Here is a 16028-nt window from a genome sequence, read left to right as displayed (position 1 = left end):
CCTCACTCGATGATATTGCCGCGCAGCATAAAGCGCGCATAGGCCACAGTTGAAACAAAGCCAAGCATCGCAATGATCATTGCGGCTTCGAAGAAAATCTCGGTTCCCAGGGCCAGCCCATAAAGGATCATCAGCGCGATGGTGTTGATCACCATCGTATCCAGCGCCAGAACGCGGGTGCCGACACCTTCGGCTGAGATGATCCGATACAGGCACAGCATGATGGCCGTTCCAAAACAGGCGAAGGCAAACCAGATCGCAACTTCGATCATTCGAAAATCTCCTTCAGGCGACGTTCATAGCGGTGTTTGATCTGATCCCGTACCGCTTCTGGGTCGGGCGCATCCAGGCAATGGACCAGCAAGTTATGCCCCTGCGCCGACAGATCCGAGCTTACCGTGCCAGGGGTCATCGTAATGGTACCGGCTAGAACGGTGATTGCCTCGGGCGTGCGCAGTTCCAGCGGGACGCAGATCCAGTTCGGTTGCCGGTCTGCATCGCGTTTGAACAGAATGATCCGGGCTACCGTGATGTTGGCGATCACAATATCCCAAAGCACCACAAGCATATACTCCACCACCATCGGCCAGTTGCGCAGCTTGGGGCGGTCAGGCCAGTACGGCTGGGTGATAAACGGGATGATGATCCCCAGGATCAGACCAAAAACCAGCGAGTTCAACGACGGCTTGTTGGCCAACAGAACCCATACAATGGTTAACAGAAAGGTCAGGTGAGGGTGCGGAAAAATCCGGTGCAGAAGTCTCATCATTCCTCTCCTCCCAGAACGGCCGAGATGTAGTGTTCGGGTGTGAACAGTTGCTCAGCGGTTTTGCCAGCATAATTCAGAGCCGGACCCGCGAACAGAGTCAGCATGACAAGGCCCAGCACCAGCCCAAAGACGGAGGTGAAGGCCAGCCCCGCGTTGGGTTCGGGCGCGGGTTGGGCAGGGGCCTCTTCGTCTGTTTCGGGCACTGGTGTGTATTGGGCGTCGTGACTTTTCCAGAAGATCAGTGAGCCCGCGCGTGCCAGCCCGACGATAGTGACAAACGACCCGATCAGGACAACGGCCCAGATCGCGTTTGCATCCGGCGCGTCGCGGGATGCGTCCAGCACCAGCAGCTTGCCGATGAAGCCCGACAGTGGCGGCATCCCCGCCAGCGCGATGGCCCCGACGAAGAACAGGGCCGAGATCAGACCGCTCTGCGGCATCGGCGCCTTGGGTTCGATGGCGCCGCCCCGACGTTCCATCACCAGATCGGCGACTAGGAACAGCAGCGCGGTCGCAAGGGTCGAGTGATAGATGTAATACAGCGCCGCTGCGGTGGCCGTTTCCGTGAACAGCGAAATCGCAATCAGCAGCGTGCCCATCGAGGCGATGGCGCAGAAGGCGACCATCCGCGCGATGTGCTGCGCACCCAGAATGCCGACGACCCCAACGGCCAGCGTCACCAGCGCCGCCGGTTGCAGCCACGCCCCTACCAGTCCTTGCGTTGCCTCAACCTCGGGGCCAAAGCCCAGCGTGTACATCCGCAGGATCGAATAGGCGCCGACCTTAGTCATGATCGCAAACAGCGCAGCCACGGGCAAAGGCGCGTTGGCATAGCTGGCGGGCAGCCAGAAATGCAGCGGCAGTACGGCGGCCTTAATGCAGAACACCAGCAGCAACAGCACGGCCCCCACACGCAGCAATGCCGTATCGTCAGCGGGCAGTTCCGCCACGCGCATTGCCATGTCCGCCATGTTCAGCGTGCCTGTCACCGCATAAAGCGTGCCAAGCGCAAACAGGAACAGGGTCGATCCAATCAGGTTATAGGCCACATATTGCACCCCGGCTTTCAGGCGCACGGAACCGCCCCCGTGCGTCATTAGACCGTAGGAGGCGATTAGCAGGACCTCGAAGAACACGAACAGGTTGAAAGCGTCCCCGGTCAGGAAAGCTCCGCAGACGCCCATAAGCTGAAAGTGAAACAATGCATGGAAATGCTTGCCCCGGTTGTCCCAACCCGAGGCAATGGCGTAAAGAACGATCGGCAAGGCCAGCAGCGCGGTCAGCAGAACCATCATGGCCGACAACCGATCCAACACCATTACGATGCCGAACGGCGCGGGCCAGTTGCCCAGCTCGTAGACCTGAATTTCGCCGCCAGAGGCCTGCGTAGTGATGGTCAGGGCAATCCCCAACAGGGCCACCACACCGGCGACCGAGAAGATGCGCTGAAGGTCCAGATGGTACCGCAGGACCATGATGATGAACGGGGCCAGGATCGCGGGCAGGACGATCGGCGCTACGATCCAATGGTTCATGCGTCTTCTCCTGGCGCGTCCACGCTGTCCTGCGCGGTCATGTCGATATGGTCATCCTTCGAGGACAGATAGGCCGAAAGCGCGATCATCACGATCACCGCCGTCATACCGAACGAGATCACGATGGCCGTCAGCACCAGTGCCTGCGGCAGGGGGTCGGTATAGGGCACGTCTTCGTATTTGTTCAGAACAGCAGGCGCGTCCAGCGCCAGCCGCCCGGTAGCGAACAGGAACACGTTCACCGCATAGGTGATCAGTGACAGGCCCAGAATAACCGGGAATGTGCGGCGACGCAGGATCAGGAAAATCCCGGCGGCGGTCATGATGCCTACGGCTGAGGCTACGAGCGCTTCCATCAGGCCTGCTCCTTCTCTTCTTCGTCTTTCAGGTCATCCCGCAGCGGATTGATATCCATCGGGAATTCCTGTGCCATGCCTGGTTGCCAAGCAAACCGTGAAAGGCTGTCCAGCGCCAGCATCACCGCACCCAGAACCGCAAGGAATACGCCGGTGTCGAACAGGATGGCGGTCGCCCATTCGAACTCTTCCAATGGGGGCCAGTTGATGTAGCCGAAATCACTGGTCAGGAACGGACGTTCGTTGAACCATGCGCCAAGACCCGTCGCGGCGGCGATCAATACACCCCAGCCGATTGTACCGTGGTAATAGAACCTCTGCCGTTCGATGGCCCAAGTATAGCCGCTGGCCATGTATTGCATCAGGTACGCAATGGCCACGATCAGACCGGCGATGAACCCGCCACCCGGTTGGTTGTGTCCGCGGAAAAAGATGTAGGCACCGACCATCAGCGCGATGGGCATCATCACGCGGGTCGCCACCACCATCATCAGCGGATGCGAGTCTCCCGATTGCGGCCAATGCGGTTTGCGGTTCAGCAAATAGGCGCGGACGTTCGAACCCAAGACTGACTCGGTCAGGGCAAAGATGATCAGCGCGGCGATGCCCAAAACGATGATCTCGCCAAAGGTATCAAAGCCCCGGAAGTCCACCAGGATCACGTTGACCACGTTGGTGCCGCCACCGCCTTTGTACGAATTCGCCAGATGGAATTCCGAGATCGTTGGGAAGGTAAAGTCCCGCAGCATCAGCGCATAGATCAACCCACCGGTACCAAGACCCGCCACAACTGAGATCGCCGCATCGCGCCAGCGTCGCGCGGCGCTGCTGTCCCACGGTGTGTCCGTGGGCAGGAAGTTCAGCGACAGCAGAAGCAGGATCATCGTCACCACCTCGACCGAGATCTGCGTCAGCGCCAGATCCGGGGCCGAGAGGTAGTTGAACGCCATCGAAACGATCAGGCCAACCACGCCGATCAGCACCAGCGACAACAGGCGGTTGCGGTGGAACCACATGATCGCCAGCGTCGCAGCAACCAGACAAATCCAGCCGATGAACGGGATAATTTGTATCGACAGCGGTTCGCGCGTTTCCGGGCCAATCGTGCCGGTCGTAAAGGCGTAATAGCCAAGCCCGACGGTGAAAGCGATCAGGATAATCGCATAGCGGCTGATCACGCCGTTATGCAGCTTATCGGTGACCCAGCGGCTCAGCGCCGTCAGGGCACCGATCACGGCGTCAAAGATTGTCTTGGCCTCGGGACGGGGCAGGGCGTTCCAGAGCGCCTCTCCTCGCCGGTGCAAGGCCAGCAGGAACAGACCGCCCAGCGTGGCCACGGCCGACATGTACAACGCGGGTGTGAATCCGTGCCACAGTTTCAGCGAGTAGTAGGGCAGTTTCTCACCACCGATCACGGCGCTGGAGACAACCGCGACCAAAGGCCCGACAATCGCTGCCGAGTAAAACCCGATCAGTACCACCAGAACCACAAGGAAGGCGGGCGCCAGCCACAGGCCCACCGGCGGGTCATGCGGGTGATGCGGATAATCGGTGCGCTGCGGGCCAAGGAAGACATGGCTGACAAAGCGGAACGAATAGGCCGCCGAGAACAGCGCAGCCAGCAACGCTAGACCCGGTACTAGGTAGTGCGAGTTCAGCCATGTTGTGTGAACCGTCTCCTCCAGCATCATTTCCTTGGACAGGAAGCCATTCAGCGGCGGCAGACCGGCCATGGACAGGGCGGCAATCGTGCCGATGGTAAAGGTGATCGGCATCAGATGCCGCAACCCGCCCAGACGTTTAATATCGCGGGTGCCACTCTCGTGATCCACGATCCCTGCGGTCATGAACAACGCCGCCTTGAACGTCGCGTGGTTGATGATGTGGAAGATCGCGGCCACAGCAGCAATCTTGGTGCCAAAGCCCAGTAGCATCGTCACCAGACCCAGATGCGACACGGTCGAAAACGCCAGCAGCGCCTTTAGGTCATCTTTGAACAGCGCAATGCAAGCACCGATCAACATGGTCACTAGCCCCGTGGTCGCAACGATATAGAACCACGCATCGGTCCCGGCTAGAACCGGCCACATCCGCGCCATAAGGAACAGCCCGGCCTTCACCATCGTGGCCGAGTGCAGATAAGCCGAAACAGGTGTTGGCGCAGCCATCGCGTGCGGCAGCCAGAAGTGAAACGGGAATTGCGCCGATTTGGTGAAACAGCCCAGCAGGATCAGGATCAGCGCGGGCATGTAATAGGGCGAGGACTGGATCAGCTCTTTGTTCTGCAGAATGACGCTCAGGTCATACGATCCCACGATATTTCCGAGGATCAGCATCCCCGCGATCATCGCCAGCCCGCCGGAACCGGTCACGGCCAGCGCCATTCGAGCACCTTGCCGCCCCTCGGGCAGGTGTTTCCAATAGCCGATCAGCAGGAATGAGCTAAGCGATGTAAGCTCCCAGAAAATAAGGAGAAGTAGGATATTGTCAGACAGAACAATCCCGACCATCGCGCCCTGAAACAGCAGCAGGTAAGTATAGAACTGCCCCATCGGGTCTTCGCGCGACAGGTAAAAGCGCGCGTAGAGGATGATCAGCAGGCCGATGCCAAGGATCAGCAGGGCAAACAGGAAGCCCAGACCGTCCAGCATGAAGTTCGCGTTCAGACCCAGCGCCGGGATCCAGTCGAACCGGGCGGTGACGACCTCTCCGCGCATGACGGAGGGGATGTGGATCAACAGCCCCATGAGCGCCAGAAAAGTGGTCAAGCCGGCCGCCGAGGCTGCTGCGTTTCGTCCTGCCCGGATCAGAAGGGCTGGGAAAACAGCTCCGAGGAAGGGAAGGGCCGCGATGAGGAATAGGGACAAGTGCGATACTCCGGTCTGAGCGGTCAATAGTAGTCTTGATTTTGTAAGGATAATTTTCTGACTGTCCAGCTATTGCAAGATTTTCACTGCGTTCCAGGGCCATTCATCAGGTCCATTTTCGCGAGTGAAATAATGACGTGAACTTGATCTGGGGATCGATTTTCCGCGCAGCTACATTTGGGCGATTGTGTTAAAACCGGCCTGACGGCTCAGGAGGGCATTTTATGGGAGATAGGGTGAACCGGACCCGAAGATGGGTTCTGTTGGGCGGGGGCGCTGCCATCACCGCCGGTTTTGCCATCCGGCAATACCGCCTGATTCCTCAGGACTATTCGGGCGGACGCCTTAGCGTTGCAGACGCGCATGAGCAGGCGTTGTCGGGCAATGTTCTGTTGGTGGATATCCGAACCCCGCGCGAATGGAAGGCAACGGGCGTTGGTGAAGGCGCATATCCATTGGATATGCGCCGCGATGATTTTGAGCAGGCGCTGGCGCAGCTCACCGGCGGAAACCGCAATACCCGGGTCGCGTTGATTTGCGCCCGCGGGGTGCGTTCGGCCCGCCTGAGCAACATTTTGACCGAAGCAGGGTTCACAAACGTCATAGATGTGCCCGAGGGTATGTTGGGGTCGGCCGCAGGGCCGGGATGGGTGCGCGCCGGTTTGCCGGTTCAGCGCAATACAGGAGAGACTGGATGATCCGTGAATTGACGCTGGCAACCGGGTTGGTTCTGGCGGGGCAGGCTGGCCTTGCCGCGTGTGCCGATCAGGAGGGTATGTGCGAAACCGCATCGGGCGGTTATCACATCGAACTGCCCGAGGTTGAAAACCCACCACTGGTCGTGTTCCTGCACGGCTATGGCGGCAGCGGTGCAGGGACAATGAAGAACCGCAGCATGGTCGAGCCTCTGTTGGCGCGCGGCTATGCCGTAATGGCGCCTGAAGGGCTTGAGCGACCTAGCCGCGACGGCATAAAAAGCTGGAACTTCTATCCGGGATTTGGCGAGCGAGATGAGACCGCGTTTCTGACCGAAGCCGTTCAGGACGCGGAAGAGAGGTTCGGGATCGACTCCGAGAGGGTTGTCCTGGGCGGGTTTTCTGCCGGTGCGTTCATGGTCTACTACCTCGCCTGCGCCGCGCCGGATACGTTTTCAGCCTATGTGCCCGTCTCAGGCGGGTTCTGGCGTCCGCATCCCGAGGCTTGCGACGGCCCAGTGCGGTTGTTTCACACCCATGGCTGGACCGACAATGTGGTGCCGCTAGAGGGGCGTCTGCTGGGCGGTGGCCGGTTCCATCAAGGCGACATCTTTGCCGGTCTGGAGATTTGGCGCGTTGCCAACGAGTGCGTTGACACCAAACCCAGCGGGTTCTCTACCACCGATCAATTCATGCGCCGCTATTGGACCGGATGCGCCGAGGGCAGCGCGCTGGAATTCGCGCTGTTCCCTGGCGGTCATGGAGTGCCCGAGGGCTGGGCAGACATGATGGTAGATTGGTACGAAGGTCTGCCGGGTGGATAATCACTCAGCTGGGGTCATCACGCCTTTGCCCTCGATCAGACGTTTCAGTTCGTTCCGGTGACGCCGGGCCGAGCGGGTGATTGCGGGCTCGCGGAAATCCTCACGCATCCCGACCATCCGCCGTGCCGCGCCAGCCGAGACACCGCTGAGCGCGGACAGTGGTATCGCCAGCGCAAGGCTGATCGCGATCGGAGCCAGCCAGACCGAGACGAGACCGGACAGGATACCGACGCTTAGTGCGAGGCCGCTGATGGTTTCCAGCGTGTGACACAGGATCAGGGTGCGCAGGCTATAGGTGCCGCCATCGCGCGCCTGCGGGGACCAGCCCTTTTGAATGCCAAGCGCTGTGCGGAATACAGCGATCATCTGCTGTACCATCAAGATCGGCGCGTAGAGGATCGACAGGATTACCTCGGCCAGGAAGGATGTCACGAACTTGGACCCACCGCCGAACTCGGCATAGCGCACTCCGCTCAGGGGCAGGGCCAGAACGCCCAGTACCTTGGGCGCCAGCAGCATCGCGTACATCACCAGAATGATCAGCACGTGGCGGGTTTCCGACATCTCAGGCCATTGCGGGAACATCGGGTTGTCGGGGCTGAAATAGTGCAGGACCGAGGCGTCCTCACCCTGACCGATCAGCGCCCACATCACCAGCAGGGCAAACCACAGCGGCGACATCAGATATCCGACCGCGCCGTGGAACATGTGGAACCGAGACACGGCGCGGAAGCCAGTTGAGCCCAGCAGTTTCAGGTGCTGTAGGTTGCCCTGACACCAGCGACGGTCCCGCAGGGCGTGGTCGATCAAAGTGGGCGGAGTTTCCTCATACGAGCCTCGGATGCGCGGCAGGAAGCGTACGCCCCAACCGGCGCGGCGCAGAAGGCCTGCCTCGACGAAATCGTGGCTCATGATCAGCTTTTCCTGACCATTGTACGCCCGCAGCTTCGGCAAACCAGCGCTTGTGGCAAAGGCGCGGGTGCGGATGATGGCGTTGTGCCCCCAATAGTTGCCTTCCTGCCCGCACCAGCGGGCGAGGCCTTCGGCGAAGGCAATGCCATAAACGCCATTGGCAAACTGCTGCATCCGGGCAAAGACCGACTGGGCTCCGATCAGTTGCGGGTAGCTTTGGATCAGACCGGCACCCGGATCACGCGCCAGCGAATCCGTCAGGCGCGTGATCGCCCGCCCGGTCATCAGGCTGTCGGCATCCAGCACCAGCATCGCGTCCCAATCAGCGCCCCAACGGCTGACCCAGTCGGCGATGTTGCCAACTTTCCGGTCGGTGTTTTCCTCGCGCCGACGGTAATGCAGCTCCAGACCGGGGGCGAGGGTGGTACGCAGAGCCTCGACACTGGCCTGTTCCTGCGCAGCGATCTCGGGGTCGCGGGTGTCGGACAGGATGAACATGGCATAGTGGTGCTGACCGCCGCGAGCGCGCAGGTCTTCGAGCATCGTACGGGCGTTGCCCAGCACGTTCCAAGGCACTTCGTTGTAAACCGGCGTCAGCAGCGCCACGCGCAGCGGCTGCGGGCGGGTTTCGCGTTTCGGCTGTTCCTGCCGCGACAAGGACACCATGCCCAGCAAGACGGTGCAGACCGTGAAAGAAATCCAGAAGAAGTTGAACGAGATCAGCGCCAGCAGGATGCCCTCGATCAGGTTGATGCCCTCAGCCCCGAACCAATCGCTCATGACCCACAAAAGGCCCAGCGTGGCCGCCATGGCCGGAGAGAACGCCAGCGCGCGCCAGAACCCGGCCGAGGGGCGCTGACCCGATGGTACCTGTGCATCCCGGAAGTCCGCGCTGAAATCCTGCGCAGGCATGTCCAAGGGCGCCTCGGGGGGCATGATGTGTAAATCCTGGGTCATGCGGTCCAACGATATAGCCAGACCTCAGAGGCCGGCTGTTTGTCTTTCAGCAACTGTGCGCGCAACTCCACATGGTCGCGGTCGCCCGGCTGGAACGAGAAAGCCAGCCGCAGGCCGCCGGTGTCCGGGTTGCGTTGCAAAACGCCCTCGGAGGTTTCGGCATGGGGTGAGTCAACAAAGATCGTCATAGCCTCGGGGTCGTCGAACAGCTCGCTTTCCTCAAAATCGACGACGGCCAGACGTCCTTCGCCAAAGGTGTTTTCCCCCATTGCTGTGTTGATCACACGCGGCATCGGTGTGCGCTGGGGTTCCTCGCCCCAGATCAGGCGATAGCTCAGGTCCACCTGGGTACCCGCAGCATAGGGTTCGGCGGGACGCCAATAGGCGACGATATTGTCGTAGATTTCCTGATCGGCTGGGATTTCGACCAGTGTGACCGAGCCCTTGCCCCAATCCGAGCCGGGTTCGACCCACAGGCTCGGGCGCTTGTGATAGTTCGCCTCAAGATCTGCGTAATCCGAGAAGTGCCTCTTGCGCTGCATCAGACCAAAGCCGCGCGGGTTCGTGTCAACGAAAGATGAAATCTGCAAGCGGGTCGGATTTGCCAGTGGCCGCCACAGAATTTCCCCGGCGCCGTTCCGGATCAGCAGGCCGTCGCTGTCATGCACGGCAGGACGGAAGTCGTCGAACCGGCTGTGGTTGGTCTGGTCGAACAGGAACATGGACGTGCCGGGTGCGATGCCGACATGGGTCAGCTCTTCGCGCGGGAAGAGGGTGGCTTCGATATCCATCACGCAATCCGCGCCTGCAGTGACGTTGAACCGATAGGCACCGGTGACGCTGGGGCTGTCCATCAACGCGTGAACCACCATGTCGCGCTGGCCGGGTTTGGGACGCTCCAGCCAGAAGCGGATGAATTCAGGGAACTCCTCACCATCCGGGTCGCCGGTTTTCAGCGCCAGACCGCGGGCCGACAGGCCGTAGACCTCGTGCAGGCCAATCGCACGGAAATAGCTCGCCCCCTGCCAGACGCAGAACTCGTCGGTTTTACCGGGACGGTGCATCTCGGTGCGCAAGCGCAGGCCGGAAAAGCCCAGCGTGTCGTCGATCGGTAATTCCGGCACATCCTCGGACTTGTCGAACATTCCAAGGTCAAAGGCGACGGGCGCGGCCATCCCGTTTTCGACCGTCATCACTTTGACCGAGCGTGGAAAGTACAGGCCGGGTGTGAAGAAATCGACGTTGAAGGGTGTCTCGGTCTCGTACCACAGCGCGCGGTCCAGACGGAACCGGATCGAGCGGTACTGCTGATACGTCAGATCCTGCCACTCCTGCGGCACCATCTCGCGCTCGGCATATGGCTGGCTGGCCAGTTCCCGTGCCATGGCAATGACGTCGTTACGGTCAAACGGGGTTTCCCCACCGGTGGCAAAGGTAGCAGGCGCAAAGGCAAGCGCCGAAGTCGAGGCCAAAAATGCGCGGCGTGTAAAATTCATTTCTTTGACTTCCAAGGTTGTGACTTGAACCAAGCGGCCATGTAGGCCACGCCGATGATCATCGCAAAGCCAATCATGTTAGCGACGAACACACTGGCAACATCCCGCCCACTGACGTCCAGTCCGACGCCGATAAGTCGTGCTGCTGCCATGGAAAATACGAACACTGCCAGCGATTGCTGCCCGACCTTGGTGATCACGGTCAGCAGGAACTGCCAGACTTTGGCAGCGGCACCGTGCCCGGTGGCGATCAGGCGGTGCCCACGCTCACCAGCGATGACCCAGCCCAGATAGGCCAGCGACAGGAAGTGCAGGTAACGGAACAGGCCAAAGTCTGTCTTGTCGCGGAGTTCCTTGGTAACCGGCCAGACCTTGCGGATTTCATCCGCCAGATCAGGGGCTGCTGCATTGATCCAGGTAAACACTTTCCACGAACCAAACGGCATCGAGAAAACCAGGAACAAAGCCGCTGCCCAGATCAACGTCTTCGACACCGGAGGCGCCGGGATCCAGCCGCGCATGAAAGCGAACCCGGTGAAGAACAGTAACTGCCAGCCGAATGGATTGAAAAACCACTGACGGTCCGACCATGGCTCGGCAGGTAGGTCCAGAACATCGGTCTGCGCCACCAGCCACAGCGTGACCGAGGCCACGGCAACTGCCCAAAATCCGATCCGGGACAGGCCCATTACCAGCGGCATCATCGCCAGCACCACCAGATACATCGGCAGGATGTCGAAATAGTTCGGGACGTAAGTAAGCGTGAATATCCCAACAATCTGTGGCGCCGGGTCGTTGAAGAAATGCTGCAGGTTCAGCGACGAGATATAGCTCTTTTCGAACATCCCGCTCTGATCCAGCGCCGCCATGGACATGGCGACAAAGAAGAACAGCGCTATGTGCGCCCAGTAGACCTGCCAGATTCGGAAGACGACACGGGCCGTGCCCATCCACCAGCCTTTGCGCAGAAACGCGCCGCCGAATGCGATGGCCGATGCCATGCCCGAGCAGAACACGAAAATCTCGGTCGCGTCAGAGAACCCAAACCGTGCGGGAATCCACTTGGCCCATGGGTCATTCGGAATATGAGCGATCAGGATGATGAACATCGCGATGCCGCGATAGAAATCCAGCCGCGGGTCGCGCGTGCGCGCAGGGGCAGAGGTCGAGGCCGCCACAGGCGCAAAATCAGAAGCGGGCGAAGCTGTCGCCATACGTATTCTGTCCTTCTTGGTCTTTTTTTGTTTTGTTATTCAGCCGGCACGCTTTGTGCGTCTCGGTCATCGCGGGCCGCGTCTATCAATGCGCGGCGCGCCAAGGCGTAATTGTCTTCTCCGCCGGCGCGTTTGGCTCGGCGATCGTCCAGGATGTGCTCGACAGCATCCAGACGGCCCGCGCGCAGACCGGAATCAATTGTGATGCGCTCGAATACATCACGTTGGGCGTGGCTGCCACCTGCCAGTTGCATACCATTTCGGGCGCTCGACAAAAAGTCGAAGGCTTGGCCATAGAGACCGTCACCAAAGGCCTCGAGCCCTTTGGCGGCTGCAATGCCCGGATCGGACATGCGGATCGGGGTGTCCCCCTGATTGCGCTGCGCGTCCTTCTGGATGCGGCTCAGTATTTTATTGGTCGCGTCGGTGCGGTTGTCGCCGGTCAGGGCCAGAAGGTAGTGCAGATCGGCAAAGATCAGACAGCCATCCTCGGTCCGGGCGGCGCTGAGATCGGCCAGCTCTTCCCAGCGGTTGCCAACATCGACGCCTTCCAGTTCCAGCCGCGACAGCAACGAGGTCGCGTTCGAAATATCGCGGTAATCGTCGGTTTTGTCCTGACGGATGTAGTTGTCATACAGCTCCATCACCTGATCGACCTGACCCAGATCCAGATGCATCAGCGCCTTGTGCCACCAGACGTGATAACGGAAGTTGTTACAGTGGGTCCAAGCATCCTCGCGACCGGCCAACCAATCCAGCCCCAGCTGCGCGTTACCCGTCATCTCATGTACATGCGCCACTGCGTGCAGGCCCCAAGCGTCGTCGGAAACCATCCACAGCGCCTGACGTCCGGCAATCTCGGCTTTCTCGTAGGCGCCGGTTTCCTCCAGTGCGAAGGAATGACAGCCCAGCAGGTAGCCGCGTCCGGGATGATCGGGTGCGTAAGCCGGCATGACCCGTTCAATGGACCGTCGCATACCCGCCGCGTCGCCCAGAACAAACCGTGTTGCGTGGCTGAGCTTCATCGCCAGCGTGTCCTGCGGATGGGCGCGTAGAATCTCCTCGAATTTCTGAATAGCCTGCGAAGGCAGGTCGGCCAGATACAGACCCAGCGCATCGATATACAACTGCTCGCGCGCGGAAACGGGTTGCCGTTCCTTGGCGGTATTTGCAGCCGTTAAAGCCTCAACCGCGACCGCCGTCATCTCACGCCGACCCAGCAAAACCATGAACAGACCTTTGATCGCATGACCCAGCGCAAAGTCAGGCTCAAGCTCCAGCACTTTACCCAGATGCTGTGGCGTTGTGGCCGAATGCGCCATGAAGCCAAGCAGAACACCATTCCACGCCTCGACGCTTGCGGGCTGGCTGAGGGTGTTCATCTGTCCGAAAACATCTTGTTTCATGCGTAAGGTCCGATCCAATTATGAATTTCTACAATATTTGATTTAGCAGAGACTTTGGCGGCGTCGTATCAGTATCGCCGCTGCTCTCGAATTGGTGAAATGCCGTGTGTGGAAAACGTGAAAAAAACCGCCGATTCAACGGCATGTTTCAGCAACATGCCGCCGAAACGGGCACTGTGTTTCAATCTTCGAATGGATTTTCAGCGTCCAGAACGCTCTGAGTGTCCGCCCCAAATACGGGCGGCGCACTGCGATATGTTACAGGAGTGCGCGACAGCTTCAGCGGATTCCCAATTAATTGCACCTCGCCCGGGGCAGCCCGCATGGCGATCTGCATTTGCCGTGCAGCGACCTGATCCGTTGCGAAAACCTGGTCCAGCGTTTGCACGGGACCAACCGGCACCTTGCGCGTTTCAAGCTCGGCGATGACCATGGCAGTGGCATAGGTCCGTACCGCCGGACGAAGCACCGCGTTCAGGGCGTCACGGTTTTCCAGTCGTGCCGGGTTGGTGGCAAAGCGTGGATCGTCGGCAAGCTCCGGGTGACCGATGAAATCGCAAAAGCGGCGGAATTGGCCGTCATTTCCCACGGCCAGAATGACGTGACCATCGGCGGTTTCATAAACGTCATAGGGCACAATATTGGGATGACCGTTGCCGCGCCGTTGGGGCACTTCGCCCGAGGTCAGGTAATTTACACCTTCATTGATCAGCCAGGACACTTGCGTATCGACCAGCGACAGGTCGATCTGCTGGCCTTCTCCGTTCTGATCGCGATGGCGCAGCGCGGCCAGAATACCGACGGTTGCATACATACCGCACATCACGTCGGAGATGCCGACGCCTACCTTCATCGGGGCACCTTCGGGATCTCCAGTCAGTGACATGATCCCGCCATAGCCCTGTGCCATCAGATCATAACCGGGTTTGGATGCGTTCGGCCCGGTCTGGCCGTATCCCGAGATCGAGCAATAAACGAGGCTGGGAAATTCCTGCGACAGGGTCGCGTAATCCAGCCCGTATTTCGCCAAGCAACCGGGTTTGAAATTCTCGACCAAGATGTCCGCGTGCGAGGCCAGTCGTTTGATCTGCGCCTGACCCTCAGCCGTTGTGATGTCGATGGCCACCGATTTCTTGTTGCGGTTGGTTGACATGAAATAGGCGCTCAAATCCGAGCGGTTGCCGTCAGCGTCTTCGACGTACGGAGGGCCCCATTGCCGCGTATCGTCACCGCCCGTCGCCGGGTTTTCGATCTTGATAACGCTGGCGCCCAGGTCGCCCAGCAATTGCGTGCAGGTCGGTCCGGCCAGAATGCGGCTGAGGTCCAGCACTTTGACGCCCTTCAGCGGTCCTTCAGATACGGCCATCATAGCCTCCACGGTCAATTTCGGCGGCGATCACGGTGAATGTATCGGCCTTGACGGCGGCATCAAGAGCGGCGCGCAGTTCCTGCCGATTGCGGACAGTATGGCCGTTACCTCCAAAGGCCCGGCCCATGGCGGCAAAGTCGTGACGGTCGAAGTCTACGCCCATATTACCCATCTGCCGCTGCCGCTGTTTCAACTCGATCAGCGCAAGGCTGGCATCGACAAAGATCAGAAAGATCGGGTTGCCGCCCATTTCAGCGGCAGTCGACAGCTCTCCGGCCACCATCAGGAACCCAGCATCGCCCGAGAAGCTGATCGCCGGGCGGTCCGGTTCAGCCAATTTCAGGCCAATTGCCATCGGCACCGCGCAGCCCATTGTGCACAGCGCCGAAGACTGGATCAGCCCGCGTTCCTCCTGGCAGTCCCACATCTGGCTCAGCATGATACGATGCGCGCCGCTATCGGCGGTGGCCAGTGTTTCAGCGGGCAGGGTGGCGCGGGTCTCAGCTATTACAGCGGCAGGTCCCCAGTCGTCATCAGTGGGGAAGGCCCGCGCCAAGGCAGCCTTGGCCTGGGCGGGTTCACCACCCGGCCATGTCGCGCGGGCGGGGTTGCCCTTTGCGATGGCCTCCAGCGTGGCGCCGGTATGGGCGACCAGGTTCAACCCGGCCTGATGCATGTAGTGGTCATTGACCACAGCAGAGATATCGATCACGCGCTTTTCCTCGGGGTCCCAGATCTCGCGCCAGCCGGGGCGCATCTCGATAGGGTCATAGCCGAGGCACAGCACCAGATCGGATTGTTCGACTAGCGGCACCAGATGTTTGTCGGCCAGCGGTGACAAACCGGCGCCCCCCAGACACAGGGGGTGATCTTCGGGGACCACACCCTTGGCTTTATAGGTGGTCACGAAAGGAATGTTGAAATGCTCCAGAAAAGCCTGCACGACATTGCGCGAGTCGTCATAAAGCACGTCCAGACCCACAATGGCGATGGGGCGTTCGGCTTCGGACACCCAGCGGCGGGCTTTTTCAACGCAATTCCCCTCGGGCGCGACGGCGGCGGGTTTGGTGAGGCGACGGCGTTTGACGCCGGACACGCGCGTATCCGCGACCGAAATCGGCACGTCAATATGCACCGGACCCGGGCGAGGCTGGTTGGCCAGCGATACCGCCTTGTCAGCGACGATATCAGCCCCTTGCGCGGTCAGGGTAAACGTCCCCTTTGTGATCGAGTGATAAACTTGGGCATGATCCATTACCTGATGGGTATAGGTCAGCGCTTCATCCGCATCCACGCAGCCGGTCAGCACTATCATCGGGACCCGGTCCTGTAGCGCGTTGGCCACCACGTTGATTCCGTTCATTGCGCCGGGGCCGAGAGTGGCGACCAGAATCGCGGGCGCGCCGTCGCGGTGATGCACGGCCTCAGCCATGAACCCGGCGGCGTTTTCGTGTTTGGTCAGGTGAAAGGTGATCCCCGCCTGTTCCAGCGCATCCACCAGCGTCAGAACTTCTCCGCCCGGCATGCCAAAGGCGTGGCGGCATCCCGCCTCATAGAGACGTTGTGCCAAAAGGTCAGCCGCACGGGGGGACAGGTCCTGCATCAGTCAAGCTCCGAAATCTTGTTTC

General features: G+C 60.1%; 13 protein-coding genes. 2 read left to right on the top strand and 11 right to left on the bottom strand.

Features of this window, described 5'->3' with window-relative positions:
• Nucleotides 1-2: 2 nt before the first annotated feature.
• From GOW98_RS02155 to GOW98_RS02135, 5 genes are read right to left on the bottom strand one after another with little or no spacing between them, the layout of a single operon-like run.
• Nucleotides 3-272, bottom strand: coding sequence for a K+/H+ antiporter subunit F (locus tag GOW98_RS02155; protein ID WP_170325459.1), 270 nt, complete (start codon nt 270-272; stop codon nt 3-5).
• Nucleotides 269-766 carry a Na+/H+ antiporter subunit E gene (locus tag GOW98_RS02150; RefSeq protein ID WP_170329456.1) on the bottom strand — a complete coding sequence of 166 codons (498 nt, stop codon included), beginning with the start codon at nt 764-766 and terminating at the stop codon, nt 269-271. Before GOW98_RS02150 ends, GOW98_RS02155 begins: the two co-directional genes overlap by 4 nt.
• Nucleotides 766-2304, bottom strand: coding sequence for a monovalent cation/H+ antiporter subunit D (locus tag GOW98_RS02145; RefSeq protein ID WP_170329402.1), 1539 nt, complete (start codon nt 2302-2304; stop codon nt 766-768). Before GOW98_RS02145 ends, GOW98_RS02150 begins: the two co-directional genes overlap by 1 nt.
• Nucleotides 2301-2660: a Na+/H+ antiporter subunit C gene (locus GOW98_RS02140; RefSeq protein ID WP_170329401.1), complete on the bottom strand. Its 360-nt coding sequence runs from the start codon at nt 2658-2660 to the stop codon at nt 2301-2303. Before GOW98_RS02140 ends, GOW98_RS02145 begins: the two co-directional genes overlap by 4 nt.
• On the bottom strand, nt 2660-5527 hold the full coding sequence (locus GOW98_RS02135; RefSeq protein WP_170329400.1) for a monovalent cation/H+ antiporter subunit A: 2868 nt from the start codon (nt 5525-5527) through the stop codon (nt 2660-2662). The genes GOW98_RS02140 and GOW98_RS02135 overlap by 1 nt, the downstream gene beginning before the upstream one ends.
• 224 nt (nt 5528-5751) lie before the next feature.
• Here GOW98_RS02135 and GOW98_RS02130 point away from each other — a divergent pair, with 224 nt between their 5' ends.
• Both GOW98_RS02130 and GOW98_RS02125 read left to right on the top strand, forming a co-directional pair.
• Nucleotides 5752-6225, top strand: coding sequence for a rhodanese-like domain-containing protein (locus tag GOW98_RS02130; protein WP_170329399.1), 474 nt, complete (start codon nt 5752-5754; stop codon nt 6223-6225).
• Nucleotides 6222-7046, top strand: a complete 825-nt coding sequence (locus tag GOW98_RS02125) for an alpha/beta hydrolase family esterase (protein WP_170329398.1) — start codon at nt 6222-6224, stop codon at nt 7044-7046. Before GOW98_RS02130 ends, GOW98_RS02125 begins: the two co-directional genes overlap by 4 nt.
• On the opposite strand, the gene mdoH is transcribed toward GOW98_RS02125, so the two are convergent.
• The 6 genes from mdoH to GOW98_RS02095 all read right to left on the bottom strand — a co-directional run bounded on the left by mdoH (nt 7047) and on the right by GOW98_RS02095 (nt 16003).
• Complete coding sequence (mdoH, locus tag GOW98_RS02120; protein ID WP_170329397.1) at nt 7047-8915, bottom strand: glucans biosynthesis glucosyltransferase MdoH; 1869 nt, start codon at nt 8913-8915, stop codon at nt 7047-7049.
• Nucleotides 8912-10411, bottom strand: coding sequence for a glucan biosynthesis protein (locus tag GOW98_RS02115; protein WP_170329396.1), 1500 nt, complete (start codon nt 10409-10411; stop codon nt 8912-8914). The genes mdoH and GOW98_RS02115 overlap by 4 nt, the downstream gene beginning before the upstream one ends.
• A complete protein-coding gene (locus GOW98_RS02110; protein WP_170329395.1) occupies nt 10408-11625 on the bottom strand; it encodes an OpgC family protein in 1218 nt (405 codons plus the stop codon). Before GOW98_RS02110 ends, GOW98_RS02115 begins: the two co-directional genes overlap by 4 nt.
• Nucleotides 11626-11660: 35 nt before the next feature.
• Complete coding sequence (locus GOW98_RS02105) at nt 11661-13031, bottom strand: tetratricopeptide repeat protein (RefSeq protein WP_170329394.1); 1371 nt, start codon at nt 13029-13031, stop codon at nt 11661-11663.
• 181 nt (nt 13032-13212) lie between these two features.
• Nucleotides 13213-14397: a CaiB/BaiF CoA transferase family protein gene (locus tag GOW98_RS02100; RefSeq protein WP_170329393.1), complete on the bottom strand. Its 1185-nt coding sequence runs from the start codon at nt 14395-14397 to the stop codon at nt 13213-13215.
• Entirely contained in the window at nt 14384-16003 is a 1620-nt protein-coding gene (locus tag GOW98_RS02095; protein WP_170329392.1) for a thiamine pyrophosphate-binding protein, read from the bottom strand. Before GOW98_RS02095 ends, GOW98_RS02100 begins: the two co-directional genes overlap by 14 nt.
• Between the last annotated feature and the right edge of the window lie 25 nt (nt 16004-16028).

The organism is Ruegeria arenilitoris, from assembly GCF_013032445.1.
In the GTDB taxonomy this organism is placed as follows: domain Bacteria; phylum Pseudomonadota; class Alphaproteobacteria; order Rhodobacterales; family Rhodobacteraceae; genus Ruegeria; species Ruegeria arenilitoris_F.
Note: the sequence above shows the minus strand (reverse complement) of the source record. Positions and strands in the feature narration are given on the sequence as shown.